This window comes from Candidatus Nitrosotalea sp. FS (assembly GCF_011319475.1).
GTDB lineage: Archaea > Thermoproteota > Nitrososphaeria > Nitrososphaerales > Nitrosopumilaceae > Nitrosotalea.
On sequence record NZ_RCMC01000100.1, the window covers coordinates 13782 to 29358 of the forward strand.

Annotated in this window: 21 protein-coding genes and 7 pseudogenes; 13 read left to right on the plus strand and 15 right to left on the minus strand. The window is 38.2% G+C overall.

What is annotated here, in order from left to right; all coding sequences use genetic code 11:
- Both DYY66_RS03980 and DYY66_RS03985 read left to right on the plus strand, forming a co-directional pair.
- Window positions 1–717: a proteasome assembly chaperone family protein gene (locus DYY66_RS03980; RefSeq protein WP_166286400.1), complete on the plus strand. Its 717-nt coding sequence runs from the start codon at window positions 1–3 to the stop codon at window positions 715–717.
- The gene (locus tag DYY66_RS03985) at window positions 714–962 is read left to right on the plus strand and encodes a hypothetical protein (RefSeq protein ID WP_166286402.1); all 249 of its coding nucleotides are present in this window, start codon (window positions 714–716) and stop codon (window positions 960–962) included. Before DYY66_RS03980 ends, DYY66_RS03985 begins: the two co-directional genes overlap by 4 nt.
- Before the next feature lie 3 nt (window positions 963–965).
- Here the strand turns inward: DYY66_RS03985 and DYY66_RS03990 are convergent, their stop codons facing one another.
- The 3 genes from DYY66_RS03990 to DYY66_RS04000 all read right to left on the minus strand — a co-directional run bounded on the left by DYY66_RS03990 (window position 966) and on the right by DYY66_RS04000 (window position 1822).
- The gene (locus DYY66_RS03990; RefSeq protein ID WP_166286384.1) at window positions 966–1205 is read right to left on the minus strand and encodes a hypothetical protein; all 240 of its coding nucleotides are present in this window, start codon (window positions 1203–1205) and stop codon (window positions 966–968) included.
- Window positions 1198–1485 (minus strand): DNA-binding protein, encoded by a 288-nt coding sequence (locus tag DYY66_RS03995; RefSeq protein WP_309223962.1) that lies wholly within the window; start codon window positions 1483–1485, stop codon window positions 1198–1200. Before DYY66_RS03995 ends, DYY66_RS03990 begins: the two co-directional genes overlap by 8 nt.
- Before the next feature lie 79 nt (window positions 1486–1564).
- Window positions 1565–1822: a hypothetical protein gene (locus DYY66_RS04000; RefSeq protein WP_218583600.1), complete on the minus strand. Its 258-nt coding sequence runs from the start codon at window positions 1820–1822 to the stop codon at window positions 1565–1567.
- A gap of 83 nt (window positions 1823–1905) precedes the next feature.
- On the opposite strand from DYY66_RS04000, the pseudogene DYY66_RS15960 reads away from it, so the two are divergent.
- Window positions 1906–2360, plus strand: a pseudogene (locus DYY66_RS15960) (DNA polymerase IV); the annotation flags it as partial.
- Window position 2361: 1 nt separating this feature from the next.
- Window positions 2362–3147, plus strand: a pseudogene (locus DYY66_RS04005) (Y-family DNA polymerase); the annotation flags it as partial.
- On the opposite strand, the gene DYY66_RS04010 reads toward DYY66_RS04005, so the two are convergent.
- The 5 genes and pseudogenes from DYY66_RS04010 to DYY66_RS04025 all read right to left on the minus strand — a co-directional run.
- Window positions 3144–3629 (minus strand): hypothetical protein, encoded by a 486-nt coding sequence (locus tag DYY66_RS04010; RefSeq protein WP_166286406.1) that lies wholly within the window; start codon window positions 3627–3629, stop codon window positions 3144–3146. The pseudogene DYY66_RS04005 and the gene DYY66_RS04010 sit on opposite strands and share 4 nt — an antisense overlap.
- Window positions 3607–4554, minus strand: coding sequence for a thaumarchaeosortase (gene artG, locus DYY66_RS04015; RefSeq protein WP_166286408.1), 948 nt, complete (start codon window positions 4552–4554; stop codon window positions 3607–3609). The genes DYY66_RS04010 and artG overlap by 23 nt, the downstream gene beginning before the upstream one ends.
- Before the next feature lie 37 nt (window positions 4555–4591).
- The gene (locus tag DYY66_RS14050) at window positions 4592–5167 is read right to left on the minus strand and encodes a hypothetical protein (RefSeq protein WP_255496049.1); all 576 of its coding nucleotides are present in this window, start codon (window positions 5165–5167) and stop codon (window positions 4592–4594) included.
- A gap of 6 nt (window positions 5168–5173) precedes the next feature.
- Window positions 5174–5758 (minus strand): annotated as a pseudogene (locus DYY66_RS14055) (hypothetical protein); the annotation flags it as partial.
- A gap of 66 nt (window positions 5759–5824) precedes the next feature.
- Window positions 5825–6031, minus strand: a pseudogene (locus DYY66_RS04025) (hypothetical protein); the annotation flags it as partial.
- 85 nt (window positions 6032–6116) lie between these two features.
- Here DYY66_RS04025 and DYY66_RS04030 point away from each other — a divergent pair.
- Window positions 6117–6500: a hypothetical protein gene (locus DYY66_RS04030; protein WP_166286410.1), complete on the plus strand. Its 384-nt coding sequence runs from the start codon at window positions 6117–6119 to the stop codon at window positions 6498–6500.
- A 2-nt stretch (window positions 6501–6502) separates the two neighbouring features.
- Here the strand turns inward: DYY66_RS04030 and DYY66_RS04035 are convergent, their stop codons facing one another.
- From DYY66_RS04035 to DYY66_RS04060, 4 genes are all read right to left on the minus strand, one after another.
- Window positions 6503–7063, minus strand: a complete 561-nt coding sequence (locus DYY66_RS04035) for a DUF99 family protein (RefSeq protein ID WP_166286412.1) — start codon at window positions 7061–7063, stop codon at window positions 6503–6505.
- A 155-nt stretch (window positions 7064–7218) separates the two neighbouring features.
- Entirely contained in the window at window positions 7219–8139 is a 921-nt protein-coding gene (locus DYY66_RS04040) for an EF-Tu/IF-2/RF-3 family GTPase (RefSeq protein ID WP_166286414.1), read from the minus strand.
- 995 nt (window positions 8140–9134) lie between these two features.
- Window positions 9135–10004: a methyltransferase domain-containing protein gene (locus DYY66_RS04055; protein ID WP_166286420.1), complete on the minus strand. Its 870-nt coding sequence runs from the start codon at window positions 10002–10004 to the stop codon at window positions 9135–9137.
- Between the two features lie 43 nt (window positions 10005–10047).
- On the minus strand, window positions 10048–10848 hold the full coding sequence (locus DYY66_RS04060) for a winged helix-turn-helix domain-containing protein (protein WP_166286422.1): 801 nt from the start codon (window positions 10846–10848) through the stop codon (window positions 10048–10050).
- A gap of 144 nt (window positions 10849–10992) precedes the next feature.
- Between DYY66_RS04060 and DYY66_RS04065 the strand changes: the two genes are divergently transcribed.
- On the plus strand, window positions 10993–11361 hold the full coding sequence (locus DYY66_RS04065) for a C2H2-type zinc finger protein (protein ID WP_166286424.1): 369 nt from the start codon (window positions 10993–10995) through the stop codon (window positions 11359–11361).
- 28 nt (window positions 11362–11389) lie between these two features.
- On the opposite strand, the gene DYY66_RS04070 is transcribed toward DYY66_RS04065, so the two are convergent.
- The gene (locus DYY66_RS04070; protein ID WP_166286427.1) at window positions 11390–11674 is read right to left on the minus strand and encodes an antibiotic biosynthesis monooxygenase; all 285 of its coding nucleotides are present in this window, start codon (window positions 11672–11674) and stop codon (window positions 11390–11392) included.
- Between the two features lie 123 nt (window positions 11675–11797).
- Here DYY66_RS04070 and DYY66_RS04075 point away from each other — a divergent pair, with 123 nt between their 5' ends.
- Entirely contained in the window at window positions 11798–12055 is a 258-nt protein-coding gene (locus tag DYY66_RS04075) for a hypothetical protein (RefSeq protein WP_166286429.1), read from the plus strand.
- A 3-nt stretch (window positions 12056–12058) separates the two neighbouring features.
- On the opposite strand, the pseudogene pth2 reads toward DYY66_RS04075, so the two are convergent.
- Both pth2 and DYY66_RS15965 read right to left on the minus strand, forming a co-directional pair.
- Window positions 12059–12362: pseudogene (gene pth2, locus DYY66_RS04080) on the minus strand (peptidyl-tRNA hydrolase Pth2); the annotation flags it as partial.
- 1 nt (window position 12363) lies between these two features.
- Window positions 12364–12498, minus strand: a pseudogene (locus DYY66_RS15965) (peptidyl-tRNA hydrolase); the annotation flags it as partial.
- A gap of 351 nt (window positions 12499–12849) precedes the next feature.
- Between DYY66_RS15965 and DYY66_RS15970 the strand changes: the two are divergent.
- The 6 genes and pseudogenes from DYY66_RS15970 to DYY66_RS04100 form a co-directional block, all read left to right on the plus strand.
- Window positions 12850–13024, plus strand: a 175-nt coding sequence (locus DYY66_RS15970; RefSeq protein ID WP_394352566.1) for an NAD(P)/FAD-dependent oxidoreductase, incomplete at its 3' end; no start/stop codon positions are given.
- 1 nt (window position 13025) lies between these two features.
- Window positions 13026–13456, plus strand: a pseudogene (locus DYY66_RS15975) (NAD(P)/FAD-dependent oxidoreductase); the annotation flags it as partial.
- A 780-nt stretch (window positions 13457–14236) separates the two neighbouring features.
- Window positions 14237–14416 carry a zinc finger domain-containing protein gene (locus DYY66_RS04090; protein WP_166286431.1) on the plus strand — a complete coding sequence of 60 codons (180 nt, stop codon included), beginning with the start codon at window positions 14237–14239 and terminating at the stop codon, window positions 14414–14416.
- A 3-nt stretch (window positions 14417–14419) separates the two neighbouring features.
- Window positions 14420–14590 (plus strand): hypothetical protein, encoded by a 171-nt coding sequence (locus tag DYY66_RS15980; RefSeq protein ID WP_394352564.1) that lies wholly within the window; start codon window positions 14420–14422, stop codon window positions 14588–14590.
- Window positions 14518–14700, plus strand: a complete 183-nt coding sequence (locus DYY66_RS04095) for a hypothetical protein (RefSeq protein WP_394352567.1) — start codon at window positions 14518–14520, stop codon at window positions 14698–14700. The genes DYY66_RS15980 and DYY66_RS04095 overlap by 73 nt, the downstream gene beginning before the upstream one ends.
- A gap of 8 nt (window positions 14701–14708) precedes the next feature.
- A partial coding sequence (locus DYY66_RS04100) for an AAA family ATPase (protein ID WP_166286433.1) occupies window positions 14709–15577 on the plus strand: 869 nt, incomplete at its 3' end.

The window sequence follows — 15577 nt, forward strand, 5'->3', positions numbered from 1 at the left end:
ATGGGAAATGAAGTATTTGTCAGAGAAATTATTCCAATTGATATAAAGGACGGTTATCTAATAGACGGCTTTCCATATACCGGACTAGCAAATGCCATTGCAACAGAATCGCTTGTCAACACCACATCACAGTTTGAGTTGGCAGGTGTTTTAGATTCTGAACTTTTTCCCCCAATCAGCATTGTAAGAGATGAGGTACCAAGCTTTCCAGCACGAATTTTGGTCAACAAGGACCTCAAAGTTGCAGTCTTTTCATCATTTCTTACCCCTCATGAATCAATTCACCGCGATGTTGCAAGAATCATGCTAAAATGGGCAAGTGACCACAAGTGTTCTTTTATCATAAGCAGCTCTGCAATCAAGAGCGATGATGAATCTCCCTTTGTGATAGGAGTAGGAAGTACTGAAGTGGCAAAGAAGAAGCTACAAGATGCAAATGTGCCAGTGTTAAAAAATGGAACAGTCCCAGGTATTCCAGGAATTTTATTAAATGAAGGCATGATAGCAAACATCAATGTTATTGTATTATTATGCAAAGCAAGAGATTCTGGACCTGACTTTAAGGCAGGTGCCGAGATTTGTATGGCAATGACAAAACTTGTTCCAGGAGCATCATGTGATCTCAAACAGTTACTCAATGAGGCAGAGGGCATAGAGCAAAACCTCAAACAAACAGAGCAGGATGCAGGTCCACTCAGAGATGCAATTTACGGATGACATTTCAAGAGAGAGCCATTCCACGAGAAAATCTTGAGAAATTTTTAAGGACACTAGACTCGGATGAAGGCATCAGAATAGACAACAATACAAATCACATATTTGTAAACAAGACATCGAAGAGATATTGTATTGACATATCAACAGGCGATAAAGATGAATTTATTTACAAAAACAGTACTACCGAAGTCATGGATCTTCTAAAGAATCACATCGATCAAGCGTCAAAAATTTTTTCATACTAAAATTCAACCACAGTCTAGTTCCTCAACATTTGATTTGCATTCATCGTTAAATTGAGATATTCTAGAGTTTAGTGCATCACAAAATTGCGGGTCTTTTGTTTGCTCATATCTTTTTTCATCACCTGCAATGTTCAACTGTCGGACAGAACAGACATTTGACAATTCGATTTTATAAGAAACAAGGATTGCAATCAGTCCTATTACAATTATTACTAGAATCCATTTTGTTTGACTGCTAGGCATTCTGGCTTTTTGAGACGTCAACTTCGATAGTTGAGACGTTTCGCTCTTTTCCATCCTTTGATTCAAGCCTCTCAGAGAAGATTCTCACTCCACTTACCGTGTAACCCATAGCACTCATCCTTTTGACTATCATCTGGGATACATCAACTGCAGTAACTATGCTTCTGCCTCTTGCCTTTATGGTCACAGTGGGCTCGTTTGCAAGAAGTGTAAGTGTGGCATTAAGATATGTCAGAATTGGCTTTTTGCCAATAAATACAATATTTGGCGGTCTTGACACAAGACCACTCTTGTTGTGTTTTATTTAATAGTTAGCACAGCAAAAAAACGATTTACTATTTGAACAAAAATGCGAAATGTTAGTCAAGATTCTTTTTGTCAATATACTGTTGCAATATTTTTTCAATGTCCTCAGTCTGAGACTGTTTTACTTCGTCAACTACATCTTTTTCTGCGATTTCATAACAGTTTAGCATTTCATTTTTCTCCTTGTAGAACAACAATATTTTTTCCTGATATATGCAATAGTACAGCTTGTCAACTTCCATCTTTTCTGATCGTATCTTTACACCCTCGGGTTCCACCACTATAGGATAATCCACACAGGGTTTACCCATACAGCATATTTAGATGATATTACTAACAAGCTAGTCCTTGCAACAACAATAACGTAATAAGTATTTCAAATCATAAATTCACTGTGACTGACAGAGTGATATTTCATATTGACTTTGATTATTTTTTTGCCCAGTGCGAAGAGATCCGTAGACCAGATTTGAAGACAAAACCTGTAGCTGTATGCGTATATTCAGACAGAGGAGGGGACAGTGGAGCAATTGCAACTGCCAACTATGTGGCAAGAAAATATGGTGTCAATTCTGGAATGCCAATCAAGTTTGCAAAAAAGAAACTAGAAGATGTTCCAGAGGCCGTGTTTTTGCCAACTGATTTTGAATATTATGGCGAGATATCAGAAAATGCCATGGGAATAATAAGAAATCATGCAGACATATTCGAGTACGTTGGACGAGATGAGGCGTATCTTGATATCACAAATAGGACAGGTCATGACTTTAAAAGAGCTGCACACCTGGCACAACAACTCAAAAATTCATTACGTACTACAATCAAACTCTCAAGCACCGTAGGGATATCNAGCTTTGAATATGTTGGACGAGATGAAGCATATCTTGATGTCACAGATAGGACAGGTCATGATTTTAAAAGAGCGGCACACTTGGCACAGCAACTCAAGAATTCATTGCGCACTACAATCAAACTCTCAAGCACCATAGGGATATCATCAAACAAACTTGTCTCCAAGATTGCATCAGGATACAAGAAACCAGATGGGCTTACTATCGTAGAGCCCCAGGACATTGAATCGTTTTTGGATCCACTACCAATAAGAACAATTCCAGGAATAGGCAAAAAGTCTGAGGAAAAATTTTCCGAGATGAATCTTGAAACAATATCGCAGCTTCGTAGTGTAGATGTTTTTACCTTAAACGGATTATTTGGAAGAAAAATTGGGTCTTACATATACAATGCAGCTCGTGGAATAGACGACGATCCAGTATCTCCAAGACATGACCCGATTCAATACAGTCGAATAGTAACACTGAAGCAAGATTCCAAAGACTTTGACTTTCTTGTAAAAGACTTGGAAAAGCTGTGCGATGACTTGCATGAAACCATAATCAAAGACAACATACTTTTCAAATCAGTCGGAATACAATTTGTCCAATCAGACTTGTCAAATAGAACAAAGTCAAAAACTCTTAGAAATCACACGTCAAGTCTTGACGAGCTCAAAAAAACAGTGATTCAACTTTTAAAAGAGTCACTTGAAGACCAAGAATTACTCATAAGACGATTAGGAGTGCGTGTATCAGACTTTACTCAACCCAGTGGACAGGTAGACATTACAAAATTTTTCTAGAACAAGACCCCTACTTTGGATGCCAGACGTTTATGTTCGTCATGAGATATCCATTCCACGTGTAAATAGTCAAATATCTCACGGTCGTCCATTCCCAATCTTCTTGCCTCCTCAACTGCAATCGCGTATGCCTCAATCTCAGTAGGTCTGTCAACATATGAATACGAATTGTCGTAGAGATCCAGTCCCTGCCTTTGCTGTTTTACATGGACCAATTCATGAATGATATCAAGATAGAGAATCTTTTTTTCAGAATTTCTAAGATGCTTTTTCCCAATCACAATTGTCGCATCTTCGTTTTGTACATGCATGTAATGTGCACTATCATTTACAATAACAGAGATGTTTTCAAACACATCCTCAAGGTTTTCTCTAGTTTCAAATATTTTTAAAAGAATTTCAGTATTTTTTAGGTCTACAAAAATTTCTTCGATATTGTATATACCATCTTCCACATCATTATTTACTTTGATCTGATCCATTCTTTCCAGCTCCTAGTTTTTTGATGCGTTTTGTTTCAACATATGTTACGATAAGTAAGAATATGAAGAGCCATGGTAAGAACATTATCTCTCCTGCAATACCATGAAATGACTCGAATTCATTTACATTGGTAGATACCTTTAGGACAAAAATCGATAATGATAATATCCTAATTACGTTTACAGTTATTGTTCCAACTACACCCATAGCAAAATATACAATCTTTCTGTTTCGTGGGATGTTCATCTTTAGCAAAAATGCCATCATCACAAGCGAGTAGATTATGATACTATGTACACCAGCTGAAGGCCAGAATACCTGTAATGCAAATGGACCATGGTCTCCACTGAGGAACATGACATTTCCATGAGAAGTGGCCAGTCCCAAGTGAAACAGGTTTATCAAAAATACATCAAGTTTTACAAGATATGGTACAACGTATTGTAGTGGACCGAGCGAATCATATGGGAAAAATGCATCCAGCGACAAAATGATTGCAGTTCCTGCAGCATATATCGGGCCAGCAGGAGATACGCGAATCCATCGCTTTCCAAACAAAATAGTCATGCTTACCATGAAAAATGCTGCGATTATGATAAAGTCCCACATCCAGGTCCAAGAGTCTTTTAGTTGTACATGGAAGTGTGGTGCAACAGAAATGAGATAGTCCTTTAGGCCAAACTCTAGACCAGTCAGATATACAATTACTACAGCTGCAAGTGGAATTACTGCGAGTAATCGTTTCTTTGGAATTTCTAATTTCAGACCAATTAGTTCTGCTGCGATAAAAGCCATCGCAAAAAGAAATCCACCTCTGCCTTGGTTCCAGCCAAGGCTGAACGTATTAGGAAATACTATTAATGCAAATAATACAGGAGAGGCAAGTATTACCAGTGCAAAGATAATGCTTTTGTTCTGCAACAAATTAAGTCCAAATTGCGTTAAATAAAAACTCTAGTAACTAGAAAAAATCTGAGATCGATTTTTGTTTTTTAGCCAAATACAGTTTACTGTGCGCAAGCCATTCTTTTTTTCCAATGCTCAAACCCTTGCATGCAATATCAAGTCCCTCTTGAAAATTTGGAACTTCTAACGGCTTTTGTTTCATGGCCATGCGCACTCCTTCTCGCACTTGCCAAACACCAACCGGCACTGCATATTCAGGCCTTATCTCACGAAGCACCATTACTGCTGCTTGAATCTTGTTTTCTACTAGATATTCAGATACCGCAAGCCTTGAGGCAAAGTGTGCTCCAGCAGTTTCTGGATAGTGTCTTAATCCTTTGATGTCTTCAAAATCAGAACCAAATCCCACATTTCCCTGTTCATCATACCAGGCTTCTTGCATCTCAAACATCCATCTGCTTGGAAATATGATTACTGAGAAAAAATTTCCTAGATGATTATATGAAAACACCAGAGACGTATCCAAGATTTGATATTCTTTTATTTTTTCCACAAGAGATTTTGAAACAACATCATCTGTTGCAGTGATGCTCCACCTAGTCGGAACAAGTTTTCTATCCTTGCCAAACATGCCAANAATTACCGAGAAAAAGTTTCCTAGATGATTATACGAAAAAACCAGAGATGTGTCCAAGATTTGATATTCTTTTATTTTTTCCACAAGAGATTTTGAAACAACATCGTCTGTTGCAGTAATGCTCCACCTAGTTGGAACAAGTTTCCTATCCTTGCCAAACATCCCAATGCTGAAACATTTTTGGATTCTTGAGATCTCTATGCCTCGATTGTATAGGTCCACCATTGCATCTTGGGCCAAAAGATCCTTGTCATAATATGTGCGCTGTATGTTTTTGTCAGAAGATGAGCTTGTAAATCTGGCAGACTTTATCTCTCCAATTGGTCCAAAGATAGGACTGTCCCCGTCAACTGAGACTATGGGAGACGCATTTTTTACAAGTTCCAGTTCTGTGTCAGTTGATCTTTCAGACATGGACATCTCCTGAAGACTCTCGATATACCTTTGACTGACGTCACCTACTTTTACCGGCTTGATGCCCCGAACCAAACTTAGTCTATAGTTTACTATATCCTCAAGACTCTTTCCAGTCCATTTTTCAGGCGAATCCAGGATCATTGTATCTCCATGTACAGGAGGCAGCATTGGCCCTACCAGAACTTTGGGATATCCGTATGCGCCAACAAAGACAGAAGGCGGAGTAGAACCATNTGGTGAATCCAGGATCATTGTATCCCCATGTACAGGAGGTAGCATTGGTCCTACCAGAACTTTTGGATATCCATACGCGCCAACAAAGACAGAAGGCGGAGTAGAACCATCGATATGATTAGATGAAAATAGGTTGCCATAACGTGAGAGATATTCCTTCCAGTTTGATTCAATTGATTTTCGTATATCAGCAGCTGTACGTTTCACACAATACGTATTGAACTCTAACTAATAATATTATTCAGATTATTTGTTTTGAGTTATATTCAACTTATCAGTCAAGACAACACATATGGACTCGGAGACTTTTGGAGTTGAAAAGGGATATGGTTTACAGGCAGTAGAATGGATGAACGAGGAAGCAAAGAAGATGGGTTGGAAGTTTGAAGCAAGACTATACAATTATGAAATTCAAACAAAGAACTTTGGATCATTTGAAATGTTTTCGTTGATAGGTGATCCAAAGGCTGCAAGAGAAATAACAATGAGAGCAAGTAAGAGATTCAAGATCAAAGTCATAGAGGGAGGCTACAAGACAAGAAAACTTTTGGTAAAACTTGCAAAAAATGAATATGGAATGGTCAAAAAAGGAGACAGGACAGTAGGGCAAATCGAGTTTGAATCATCAAGACTTGGACATGGAGACTGGAAAGTAACAAAAGAAGAAAGAAAATAGTGTCACAAGGATTTTGCCAAAAGCTGTGCCACTCGCAGTGGCTCTGGAACAGTTCCCTGAAGAGTAAAATGATCTAACAATTTTTGTGCCTCTTTTGTAGTACATCCTTCAGTTCTCAAATAGATATCATATCCAGTATGTAGCCTAACCTTAGATCTTCTGCCAAGTTTGCGATATTTCTCAATTTTGGATTCATATGAATCAGGAAAGTGATGTTTTATTGCAGATTCTATTCCTTGCGAGTCTTCATATGTCACACCAATTACTGGTAGTCCTGTCTGTTTGTGAATCGTGACAACGTCTATGACATTATACATTGCAATTATCAATCCCGATACCAAGACAAAATTAATGTCATCGCGTCCAAGTTTTGAGTACATTTTGAGAATAGAGTTTGTTGCATCATCTCCTCCAATGGTGCAATGACCAAAAACAAATCCATCAATTACAAAATCCCTACGCATTACAATGCCTGCAAGTCTTGACCGTTTATCACGTGGTTTGAAGCTCTCTGCAATTACAAGCCCTCTTAGGCCCTTCTTTTCAAGATGGATTTGACTCATTTTTCTTTTTAGTAAACCGTATGTAGGCCAAACCTATTACTGCCATGCAGACTGCTGTAACAACAGACCATGAAGTAAGTGCAACCGTATCAACAAGAGCCAAATTCTATAAGGTGTTTACTTGGCAGACCTATTTTAGTGAACTTGGAATGAAATTATTTTGTTATCTTTCCGCTTCCTACAATACGTATAGTGGCAGATTCTGGTTTTAAGATAACACATGTATCCCCTTTTTCATAGACTGTTGGTTTTCCAAGCGAGAGTTTCATGGGATTTAATGATGCAATTTTGACAGGGCGTATTTGCAGACCAATACTTGCAAGAAACATTTGGTTTTCTGATACTTTATCTTTAAAGAATTTACTTTGGACATAATCAATTTCTATTTCTTGTGAAACCTGCATTGTATTTGGCATGCAAAGCACATCACCTCTTTGAACATCATCAGGCCCTGCACCTTTTACTGCAAGTCCCACTCTTGCTGGACATACTGCATCTTCAACAGAATCGTCATGCATTTGAATTGATTTTACTACGATATCAGTCCCTTTGGGAAATAGTTTCAAGTTTTCATACACTTTGAGCTTTCCTTGTGTTATCTTGCCAAGAATTACTGTACCTACACCTTTTACGTCAAAACAGTGATCAATTACAATCAATGGACTTCCATCTTTAGATATCGGCTCTAGCAAATCAATCTCTTTTTTCAGATTTTCAGGTTCGACCAGTTTGTACTGCTCTACAACCGTTCCCTTTATCATGGAAAGCAACGTGTTCTTGTCAACATCAAACGAATGTGAGAGAATTCCTTGTTTTTTTCCAAGAACATCTAGTGCAATGATCTGCTCACCTGTGAACTTGTCAAGTTTTGTGATATGAAATATTACATACTCTCCCATGTTTATGGCTTGAAACAATGACTGGATCTTGTCTGGAAATGAAGTTGGTACAGTCCAGGTACGCAAAACTCCAGATTCTTTCCTGTCATAAATTGTGATGTCAGTAGCAGTTCCTTTTTTTCCAAAATCCTTTGCAAGAGACTCGTCAGCAAGAAGTGTAAAATTAATTGATTTCATTTTACTTGTAAAATTTATTATCTAGTAAAATATCTTGTGGATTCTGCGAGTTAGAATTTAACAGTATGCTGGTCCGCCAGGTGGATTGACACAGTGTGTGTTGTTCATAGTAGCTGCCTTACCCGTCATATTACCATGGGACATGCTATTGTGCATCATCATTCCCAACTGTGAAATAGCGTTATCAAATGTTGTTTTACCTACTGAGAGTCCTCGTGCATCACTTAGGAAGACCATGACGCTTTGTCGGTATTGTTTTATCAGGTCATGATATTGGATTCTCTCTTCTTGGTACTTCGCCTTGATTGCATTAAGCTGTATAGAGCAGTCATTCTTTATCGAACTAACATCGCCAGTGGCTGCAGTCTGGATTCTATCTCTACAGTCAAATATGACTTTGCGTGTGTCATCACCTTGTTGCTTAAAGTCTGTAACTGCTTGATGGANCATAGTCATGATACTGGATTCGCTCTTCTTGGTATTTTGCCTTGATAGCATTAAGTTGTATAGAGCAGTCATTCTTTATTGAACTAACATCACCAGCTGCTGCCGTCTGGATTCTGTCCCTGCAGTCAAATATGACTTTGCGTGTTTCATCACCTTGTTGCTTAAAGTCTGCAACTGCTTGATGGATAAAATCAGATACTTTTACGGCACCCGATGTATCATTAGCCTGTGAACCTGTAGAATTTGCAGAAGTCATTGTTTCATTTGTCTGAGTTTGATTAGCCATAACATGTGTAGAGGATGTAGTATTTTGAGTAGTCATGGTAGTATTTTTAGACGTAGTCAAGGTATCATTCATTCCAGTTTTATCAGACATTGTAGAATTAGAAAGAGCATAAGACAGGCCTGTTGGCACAATCATTGAACCTACCAAGAGTACCAGAATAACTGAAATCGTATTTATTTTCAACATGTGTACTTTTTTTAATTGTTATTTAAGTTAAAAGAAGAATTTCTCATAGTGTGAAAAGTGAATATTATTACACCAATTAGAGGCGTGCAAGAATCAGGTCTGTCTTGTAATTCAATTCCAGTCTTGGATTGACCCTTAGTTTCCATGAGATAAAACTCGGTCTGGCAGTATCTGCGATTAACTTGAACCCCATTTGTTTTATCTTTGACCTTAGTGTTTTTTCATCAAGTCTTATTTTTACAGAATTTTTTCCTCGGTCATAATCATAAGGATCAGAAAGTATGGCAAATTTTCTAGACTGGGAACCAATAATTTTTAAAAGTTTCAGTGGCTCCACTAGTTCCAATACATTAAGAGCTACAACAAGATCAAACTTCATGGTACCAAACGGTGCAGACAAGGAATCGGCAAGAAAGAAATCAACATTTTTTGTTTTATGTTTTTTTGCTTCAAGCAGTGCAAAAAATGACTTGTCAATTCCAAATACTAATCCATGATATCGTGCCATCATTTCTGATACAACCCCAATGGAACAACCATGTTCTACAACAAAATTACACTTGGGAAGTGTACGGATGGTATTTTTTATTTTTGATTCAAACGTAGTGTACCTACTTTTTTTATAGATTCCCACCCAGTTTTTTTCCAGATCGGTGGTATCATCACCAATTTTTTTTATATTTCTCAGAGATTTTTTTATCAGCAATTTTATTTTCAGGCTTTTTGTATTTAGCAAAAGATACCCTCCAAGCTTTGTTCTAATGGATAGAAACAAGGAGAGATCCTCGACTAGTATCGGAATTGACAGAATTATTGGATATGTACCATTGCATTGTACACAAGTTAGAAGACCTTCAATGATTTCATTTTTTTTCTCAAATGTTTCCAATTCTAATGACTGACCACATTTGACACAGCAAATGTATTGTAAGCTAGACTCGTGCAATAGATACCAGCATTAAACAAGAGATTAAATCTATAACTATTGCCTATTCTGAAATCTTGCTCTCGTGGAATGCACCAGAGTTGTACCAGCAGTATCTAAAGTAATCAAGACACCACTCGTGAAATAGTTGGTCTTTGCTGTAGAACATTTCACGCATATCTGCATCACCATCAAGTGTTGGGAACAGCACACATGCCTCTTTTTCATTTAAAACGACGACTACTTTTACACCATCCTTCATTTTTCGCTCAACCAGTCCCTTGTCCAATAATTCCTTCATACCCAATTTTTGCAATAGTTCTTTTCGTCCCTTTGGAACTATTACGGTATTAGAAAATATGTAGTTCAATGTAATTCCACGTTTTACACGAGCAAGTAATGGTTCTATCAGATCCAATGGAACCTCTGTGAACAATTCATAGATGTACTCATCTGCATTCTTGTACACAAGCTTCCATTGTTCTAGTACGTTCACAAACCCCTTGATCTGTTGTCCTCCTGCAAGAGCGCCGATTCGTTGTATGAATTTCATCGGAATGTCTCCAAAGTCATGAGTTTCAAAATACTTGCGGTTCTTTGACAAAAACAATAACGACGGGACTTGGGTACACATTGTTTTCCCATATGTTGTCAAGTCATAGAGTCCATCTTTGTCTTTCATTATCAGCCCAGCATTGGACAGGCGCTCAAAGTTCCTATGTACCTCCTGTACAGTAGCATGTAATTCTTTTGCCATGTTTGAGATTTTTGATTTTTGTTCTAATAGTTTGAAAATTATCTTTAATCGTTGCTCACTTGCCAGTTCTAGAAAATCATTTGCTGCATTTTCATAGATTGTTCCCACGACAGAGATGATTCAAGTATTTATGTAAATCTTACTGAATCATGCACACATTACATGTACATCAAAGCAAGATGTTACAGAGCAAGAGAAAATTCGGTTGAACAAATTGTTAGACTAAAATATCATGAAACGACTTGATAATACATGATCACAGTAGACTGTAGAGACATACCATCCCTAAAGTCGCCCCTTGCAGTGTATACATCAGATCAAGTTGGAGCAATGCCCGCATTAAAGATTCACGAGTTTGTACTTGCGCCTATAAGTGACGAAGATGTTGATTCTGGTCTAGTCATAAAGGCAATCAAGAGTTTTCTTGAATCACTGTCAATTGAAAAACACTTTGCAGTCGTACAAAAGAAGAACATGATTTCAGTAGTTGCAATAGACGACTATAAGCTTGAAGTCCGGCCAACACAGCCAACTGACCAGTTTTTTTCATGCGTACACTGTGGCCATGTTACGCAATTTGAGGCAGTACACAATAATCACATGAAGATACATTATCTGTGATATACCGTAAGGCAGTACAAACTAATTTTTATTGTGAAACTACTTCGTAAAACGTTGGTTTGGGTGGACCTTCCATGAAAGAATGTCCCTTGGACTGGATTCTAAAATGCTCTTGTGTCTTGTGCATTGCTTCAAACTTTCCTTGAGTCTCAAACTCTACCAGTATGACATGTTTTCCATTACGGGATTCAAGCAGCCTTCTTTGGATAAAGCCGTCAAACTTGGCAAGCTCTGCATTAGACTCTTTTATCCAGTTTTTGAATTCATCTTCAGAGCCCTTTTTGATTTGTATCTCTGCTGAAACCACAAACATATGACTGGACAATATGTATACGCATAAGAATATTTCTAAGATTTTCAGGTATGGGCAATCACATATTTTCTGAACATATCAAGTCTCAATAATCCTAAATAACGGAGTAATTCGATCAAACACATGAATGAGAAGCTCTTGGCATACGGATCAATTGCTGCAGCAATTATCATAATGTCAACCATAGTGTTCCCGTTTTGGAATTTGATTCCCAGTATGGTCACAGAAAAAGTCAAAGTAGTCTTTGTAGATAATGGCAAGTGTACCGTGGAAACAAATGATGGTTTCAACATACCTAACATACCTTGTACTGCAAAGGTAGGAGACAACATTACTGCGTCATATGACGTAAAGGTAAAAGACAGAGAGCACAAGATTTAGTCATTAGAGAAGTTTTAGATCTTTTGTAACTTATCAATCAGTTCTTCTGGTGCAGGGCCTATTGATATGCATGTAACAGTTCCAGGTTCTATCTGAGTGTGGCCTGCATCGGTAACCTCAGACCATGGCAAATCATGCGATATTGCATCTCGTTTTACTTTGTCAAGCTCTGACATGCTGGATACCTTGACAACTACTTTTTCCTGTCCGTATCGCTCCCATTGATCAAACCATTCTCTTTTTGATTTTCTTACATGTTCTGCACCCAGAACACATGCATGGCCTACTTGAGCTGCAATCTTTCCAGNGTCAAACCATTCTCTTTTTGATTTTCTCACATGTTCTGCGCCTAGAACACATGCATGACCTACCTGAGCAGCAATCTTTCCAGTACCCATCCCCAGATCTTTTCGTACAACAATTACTTGCTTGATGTCACCCATGATAATTTGGGATAACATTAGGACATGTTAAACTTTTGAAAAATCATGGTTTTACAAAAAGACTTGATTTATTTTTTCATCTACAGAATATAATATCCATAAATAACGGCAGTATTCTATTACGTACATGCCAGGTATGAAATGCGTATCATGCGGAATCGGATTCTTTTCTGCCACTGGTTCAGACAAATGTTCCAAGTGTTCAGACAAGGGTGGCCACCACGAATCAACAGAGAGTCAACACTCTTGTGGTTGCGGTCATAGCCACTAACCCATTTTTTCTTACAAATAAAATCAAGTTTTTTCAGAATCCGTATTGAATTAATAGTGTAGATACCAAAAATAAAACACATGGATTATGACGTAGTCATAGCAGGCGGAAGTGTTGCAGGACTATTGTGTGCAAGAGAGATTGCAGGTAAGGGACACAGTGTTCTAGTAATAGAAGAAGATTCTGAGATTGGAACCCCAGAACACTGTGGCGGTGTAGTCAGCATACCTGCAATGGATGACTTAGGCATCATACNTCTCTTGTGTGCAAGAGAGATTGCAGGTAAGGGGCACAGTGTTCTAGTGATAGAAGAAGACTCTGAGATTGGAACCCCAGAGCACTGTGGAGGTGTAGTTAGCATACCTGCAATGGATGACCTTGGCATCATACCAGTAAGAGCTACACTTGACAACAAGATACGCACTGCCAAGATAGTATCACCCTCTGGAAAAGACTTTACAATTGATGCAAGACCACAACAAGTCATAGTCTTGGACAGACGAGAGTTTGACAAACAGATTGCACATCAAGCCCAAGTCAACGGTGCAGAAATCAGGGTAAGGTCATCATTAAGAGAGATAACAAAAGACGGAGTAAGAACATCAGATGGCGAGATAAAATGTAAGATTATTGTTGATGCAAGGGGTGTATCGTCACTTATTCAAAAAGACAGGACTGGGACTTTACNCAAGATTGTTGTTGATGCAAGGGGTGTATCATCGCTTATTCAAAAAGACAGAACTGGAACTTTACAGTCTGCGCAGTATGAAGTATTTGGAGACTGGATAGACAAGGAAAAAATCGAAGTGTACCTAGATCAAGAAAAATATCCTGGATATTTTGCATGGGTCATACCTACAAGAAGAGACGAGGCAAAAGTAGGGGTAGCCGGAAGGGGAATCAATCCAGCTCTAGTCATAGAAGATTTTCTTAAACAAAAAGGAAAATATTCTACAATCCGAAAAATATTTGCTCCGATTTGGATCAAAGGACCAATCAAGGAATTTGTTACAGGAAATGTTATCACAGTAGGTGATGCCGCAGGACAGGCAAAACCTACAACTGCAGGAGGAATTTACACATCTGGAATAGGAGGAATTCTTGCAGGCAATGCAATTTCCAAGTTTTTAGAATCAGGAAATAAATCAGAGTTATTAGAATACCAAAAAGAATGGAATCAGAAATTTGGAAAAGAGTTTGAGAACATGCTTCTTGCTCGTTCCTTGCTTGAAAGACTTGACAACAAATCAATTGATGGAATATTTGATTCCATAACACCAAAGATTGTAGATGAGATCTCAAAAGAAGGAAGTTTTGATTTTCATACCACATCTGTTGCAAAACTACTTGGAGTCCGAGGATCGGTCAAGGCAATCCAGGCAATTCTTGGAAATGAATTGAGAAGATTGCTCAACTAAATGCCAATTAATAAGCAAGGTATAAATTCGGTAAAAATCGAGTTTTATCATGTCGTCAACTATAGCATTACCTGTGTGCAGTTCTTGTCACAGACCAATAATGCCTAACGATAAATGTGTAAAGTTCAACTGCCCTAGTTGCGGCTCTGTATTGCTTTGGAGATGCGAGAGTTGTAGAGAGGCAGCAAGATCGTATAAATGCAATTCATGTACTTTTGAAGGACCTTAAAAATTGGCACGACTTTCACTTAGAGCAAAAATCCTTCCAACGGGAACTGAGATAAACTTGGACGATGTTGCAAAAAAGATCAATTCTACACTAAAAAAGGAATCACACTCTCAAAATATACTAAAGAGCCACTTGCTTTTGGGCTCTATTTCCTTAATGCAGAGTTTGCCCTAGATGACAAGGAAGGTCAGATGGATTCTCTTGAGAATACAGTGCGTGCAATAGACGGAGTAGGAGAATTCGAGGTTCTAGGTTTAAGCAGAACATCTGTTGATATGAAGTAGGTGTCCACTTGGTAAAAAAAGACGAACTGCTACAAATGCGGGTCGGCGAAGCAAAACAAAGAGACGTCGGAAAAAGACGAGCCAGAATAGAACCAGAGGCAATGGAATTTTTAAAAGTAGAAGCAGGTGACATGATTGAAATTGTCGGAAAAAGATCAAGCTGTGCCATAGTCTGGCCAGCAGATGACGACAACAAAACACCAGATGTTATCCGAATAGACGGACAGACAAGAAAGAATGCTGGTGTCGGAATAAACGACTTGGTAAATGTTAGAAAAATAGTTGCAAAACCTGCAAAGAGTGTTACACTAATGCCAGTAAACGGTAACGTCACAGTCGATAAAGAGTTTACAGATTTTGTAAAAAACAGACTACGTGGATTGCCGCTCTCTGAAGGTGACGAGATATCTGTCATGATCCTTGGAAATTCCATGGATTTCAAGATTCACAAGATTTCACCAAAAGCTGTTGTAAAGATAGAGCGAAACACCACAGTTACAATACTTACTGAGACATCAATTGATAAAAAAATCAGAGTTACATTTGAGGAAATTGGAGGACTGAAGACACAGACAAAAAGAATGCGTGAGATAGTTGAGCTTCCACTAAAGCATCCTGAAATTTTTACAAGACTCAACATCGAGCCACACAGTGGTATACTATTGTACGGTCCACCAGGATGTGGAAAGACTTTGATTGCAAAGGTACTTGCAAGTGAATCTGAAGCCAACTTTTACTCTATCAACGGTCCAGAAATAATGAACAAGTATTACGGAGAGACAGAGGCAAGACTACGTGACATCTTCAAAGAGGCAAAGGAAAATTCTCCAAGTGTGATATTTATTGATGAAATTGACGCAATCGCTCCAAAAAGAGA

Excerpts from the sequence above, each read along its gene's own strand:
- DYY66_RS03980 (WP_166286400.1), top strand. The coding sequence starts at position 1 with ATGGGAAATGAAGTATTTGTCAGAGAAATTATTCCAATTGATATAAAG.
- DYY66_RS03985 (WP_166286402.1), top strand. The coding sequence starts at position 714 with ATGACATTTCAAGAGAGAGCCATTCCACGAGAAAATCTTGAGAAATTT.
- DYY66_RS03990 (WP_166286384.1), bottom strand. The coding sequence starts at position 1,205 with ATGCCTAGCAGTCAAACAAAATGGATTCTAGTAATAATTGTAATAGGA.
- DYY66_RS04000 (WP_218583600.1), bottom strand. The coding sequence starts at position 1,822 with ATGGGTAAACCCTGTGTGGATTATCCTATAGTGGTGGAACCCGAGGGT.
- DYY66_RS04010 (WP_166286406.1), bottom strand. The coding sequence starts at position 3,629 with ATGGATCAGATCAAAGTAAATAATGATGTGGAAGATGGTATATACAAT.
- DYY66_RS14050 (WP_255496049.1), bottom strand. The coding sequence starts at position 5,167 with ATGTTTGGCAAGGATAGAAAACTTGTTCCGACTAGGTGGAGCATCACT.
- DYY66_RS04030 (WP_166286410.1), top strand. The coding sequence starts at position 6,117 with ATGGACTCGGAGACTTTTGGAGTTGAAAAGGGATATGGTTTACAGGCA.
- DYY66_RS04035 (WP_166286412.1), bottom strand. The coding sequence starts at position 7,063 with ATGAGTCAAATCCATCTTGAAAAGAAGGGCCTAAGAGGGCTTGTAATT.
- DYY66_RS04040 (WP_166286414.1), bottom strand. The coding sequence starts at position 8,139 with ATGAAATCAATTAATTTTACACTTCTTGCTGACGAGTCTCTTGCAAAG.
- DYY66_RS04065 (WP_166286424.1), top strand. The coding sequence starts at position 10,993 with ATGATCACAGTAGACTGTAGAGACATACCATCCCTAAAGTCGCCCCTT.
- DYY66_RS04070 (WP_166286427.1), bottom strand. The coding sequence starts at position 11,674 with ATGTTTGTGGTTTCAGCAGAGATACAAATCAAAAAGGGCTCTGAAGAT.
- DYY66_RS04075 (WP_166286429.1), top strand. The coding sequence starts at position 11,798 with ATGAATGAGAAGCTCTTGGCATACGGATCAATTGCTGCAGCAATTATC.
- DYY66_RS04090 (WP_166286431.1), top strand. The coding sequence starts at position 14,237 with ATGTCGTCAACTATAGCATTACCTGTGTGCAGTTCTTGTCACAGACCA.